The following is a 3,409-nucleotide window of genomic DNA, read 5'->3' on the forward strand; positions in this document are numbered from 1 at the left end:
GACTTCGCGTGATGAACATCATGATCAAGAAGATCAGCACGAAGGCAGCGATTGCCGCGATCAGCAGATCCGATGCGGCGAATCCCTTGATGTCCTTGTCGGTGGCTCCCGAACCACCGATATAGACGCGAGCGCCCGCCAGCGACGTCTCTTTGAGGATCGTTTTTATTGCCTCGGGGAACATTTCGACATGTTCGACCCCTTCGGGGCCCATCGCGTCACCCTCGTGGGTGACGATGAAGCGGGCTGCCTTACCGTCCGGCGACATCATCAATTTCTCGCCGGTTTTGACGTCTGCATTGTCGAAACCCTCGTGCGGTATATAGAAGAAGTCATCGCTACGGGATTTGTCCCAGTCGTTCCCGACGTTGATCGAGTCATCGAATGTCTGCTCGGTCGCAAGGGACTGCAGGTCTGCGGATCCGTAACTATTGACCAATTTCGCCTTCAGCGCCTCGGTATCGTCGGCCGTGGCCTTCAGCTCGGCAATGATCTTGGGAAAGGTCTCGTCCACCACCGCGAGAGAAATCCTGGCGTACTTGATGTCTTCGGCCAGATGGTCGATCTGATCGATGGTCGCGAACACCGATCTGAACGTCCAGCAAATGGGAATGTCGAAACAGTGCTTCTCCCAGAAGAAATAGCTTTTGATCGGACGGAAGAAATCGTCGAGATTCGAGACATCGTCGTTGATCTCGTTGCTGACACGCTCCAGATCTTCGATGGTCAGAACCGTGTTATGCAGTTCATCGGAGACCCTTTGGAAAAAGGTGATCTCTTTGCGTAGCACCGCGACTGAGTCTTCCTGGATCTGTGCCTGCTGGTCGGTGTTGGTGTTCTGCTCCCTGTTGAAGGGCAGCTGTTGACCGTTGCCGCTGCCCTGAGTAGTGAACAAGTAGGGAATGCTGGCGTGTTCGAGCGGTCGGCCCAAGGGTCTGGTCATGCCTTGGACCATCGCCACACCATGCAGGCGGATCAGAGCTCGAGCGACCCGGTCCAGCGAGATGAAGTCGGCCGAGTTGCGCATATCGTGGTCGGTTTCCACCATCAGCATTTCGGAGAACAATTTGCTCTTGGGAAAATGTCGGTCGGCGGCTTGGAAACCCAGATTCGCCTTCGAATTGTGCGGTTGGTACTGCCGGTCGTCGTAGTTCTGCCGGTAGGTCGGCACGAAGACCGCCCCGATCATGACGATGGCCGAACTGGCGACCAGGATCGGCACCGGCCAGCGCACCACGCTCGCGCCGATCCGTCGATACACGTGCGCCTTGGCGGCCTGTCGCGGATCGAACATCCCGAACAGGCTGCCCACCGTCAACATCGCGGGACCGAGGGTCAGCGCTGCGGCGATGGTGAACAGCATGGTGATCGCGACAGCGGGACCCATGGTGTGGAAGTAGTTCAGGCGCGCAAACGTCAGGCAGTAACACGCGCCGGCGATCGTCAGCCCGGACCCGAGGATGATCGGCGTGACGTTCTTGTAGGCAATGTAGAAGCTGTCTTCTCGGCTCTCTCCGGCTTGCCGCGCCTCGTGATAGCGCCCCATCAGGAAGATGCCGTAGTCCGTCCCGGCTCCCAAGGTCAGTGCGATGACGATGTTCACTGCGAACGAGGACAACTCGAGCCATCCGTGATGCCCGAGGAATGAGATGAGACCTTTGGCGAACAGCATTTCGATGAGGACGCCGAGCAAAACGGGCAGCAGCGTGGGTGGTGAGCGATAGACAAACATCAACATCACCAGGATGAGGATGATCGTGATGATCGTGACGTTGTTCAAGCTCGAGTTGGCGATGCTCAACGTATCCGAGGCCAGTGGCGCCGCACCGCTCACAAAAGCCTTCAGTCCCGACGGTGGTGGGTCCTTGGCGATCATGTCGCGGACCGCATTCACCGAGTCATTGGCTTCCATCTGGCCGATATCGCCGGCCAGACGCAGCAGCGTGTAGGTGCACTTGCCGTCCACACTTTGCGCGCCGGCCGCCGTGAACGGTTGGCCCCAGAGGTCCATCACGTACTGCACGTGCTTGCTGTCGCGCTTGAATCGCTTCATCAAATCGTCGTAGTACGCATGATCCTGGTCGCCGAGTTGCCGGTTTTGCGCCTCGAACACCACCATGGTCAGGTTCGTCGAATTGGATTCCTGAAACTTTTCGCCGATGTGCAGCAGAGCCCGCTGCGACGGCGCATAGTGCGGGACCATCGGGCCGGCGAGTTCTTCTGCGACGTCCTCCACCTTGGGCGTGAACGCAGTCATCGTCACCGCAGAAAAACCCCAGAAGAAGATGAGTGGTAACGCGAATCTCCGCACCATCCTGGCAAGGAACGGGCGTTTGACCTGTGGTTCATCCAGTCGGTGTTCGCTCACGCGGACTTCACCCTGCACTCGACGTCAGCGTCCGGATGATTATCCGAAGCCTCGGGGACGCCGGACTCCGGAGGTGGCGGCACGCCATCCACCAACATGCGGCAGCGCAGCGGACCGCCGTGGACATGCACTGAAATGGCGCCGGACGCCACTGTCAGTGTGGTGGTCTCGTCGTGAGTCCAAGGCTCCTTCGTAAAGATGACATCGACCGGATGCGGATGCCCTTCGATGTCGACGTAGACGATCTTCCCGGCCTTCCCGACGGGGCCGTACACCTCATAGGTGAGCCGTTTGAGATAGAAATTTTCAGGCGCCTGGGGCCCGTTGACAGTGATGACGGGCTCGGGTTCGGAGAATTGATGCACCTTGTACATGGCTACCAAGCCCACGCTCACTGCGACAACGGCAACTAGCGGCATCCAGATCCGCGCTAGGACAGTCCTCCCCGTTGAACGAGGGCTCACTCGATCACCTCTCGGAACGCGTTCCCCGGCCGTCGTGCTTCGATCCGACCCCACCGTCGGCTCAATATATCAACCAGGTTGATATTCGGCGGATAGGACGCTACCAGGTACTGAACGGACACGGCTACAACTTGCGAAACGGTATCACCCGCCAACGCACTCGGCAGCGCGGACCCTCGGACCTCAGGCCGTCACTTGCGCAGTCCGCAGACGACCCTTGAGCCGCCTCGCGCGCAGCAGCTGAATCGCGAGGTTTGTCGAGGTCAACATAGGAATCACCCCAATGAAATGCCGCTCGGACGGGGTGGCTCCCTGGAGGTATTCCAGACACGCGAAGACGTAGTAGGTCGACATCGCGAACAAGGTAAGGGGGATGCAGAAGGCCATGGGATTGCCGCGGATGGCGACAATACGCTGCGCGTACTCGAACTCTTCTGGTGTCATGGTTTCGCGTTTGCGCAACTTCTTGATGACTCGCGGCGCGGCCCCGATTTCCTCGCTGAACGGCAGCTTGGGTTCCGCCTCCAACCGCCGCGCGTAGACAGTACCGATCACCAACAGCAGAATTGTCACCGCC

3 protein-coding genes are annotated in these 3,409 nt (G+C 58.9%); all 3 read right to left on the reverse strand.

Annotated elements, in window-relative coordinates:
* Positions 1–2,314 (reverse strand): RND family transporter (locus WAN02_RS27865; protein WP_422268490.1); only part of this gene is annotated, 2,314 nt, incomplete at its 3' end.
* 50 nt (positions 2,315–2,364) lie between these two features.
* Entirely contained in the window at positions 2,365–2,787 is a 423-nt protein-coding gene (locus WAN02_RS27870; RefSeq protein ID WP_422268486.1) for an MmpS family transport accessory protein, read from the reverse strand.
* 228 nt (positions 2,788–3,015) lie between these two features.
* Positions 3,016–3,409: hypothetical protein (locus tag WAN02_RS27875; protein ID WP_422268488.1), on the reverse strand; the 394-nt coding region annotated here is incomplete at its 5' end.

It is taken from the genome of Mycobacterium sp., from assembly GCF_049281135.1.
GTDB lineage: Bacteria > Actinomycetota > Actinomycetes > Mycobacteriales > Mycobacteriaceae > Mycobacterium.

What these genes read in the sequence shown, in the direction of transcription:
- WAN02_RS27870 (WP_422268486.1), bottom strand. Translation starts at nt 2,787, where the DNA reads ATGCCGCTAGTTGCCGTTGTCGCAGTGAGCGTGGGCTTGGTAGCCATG.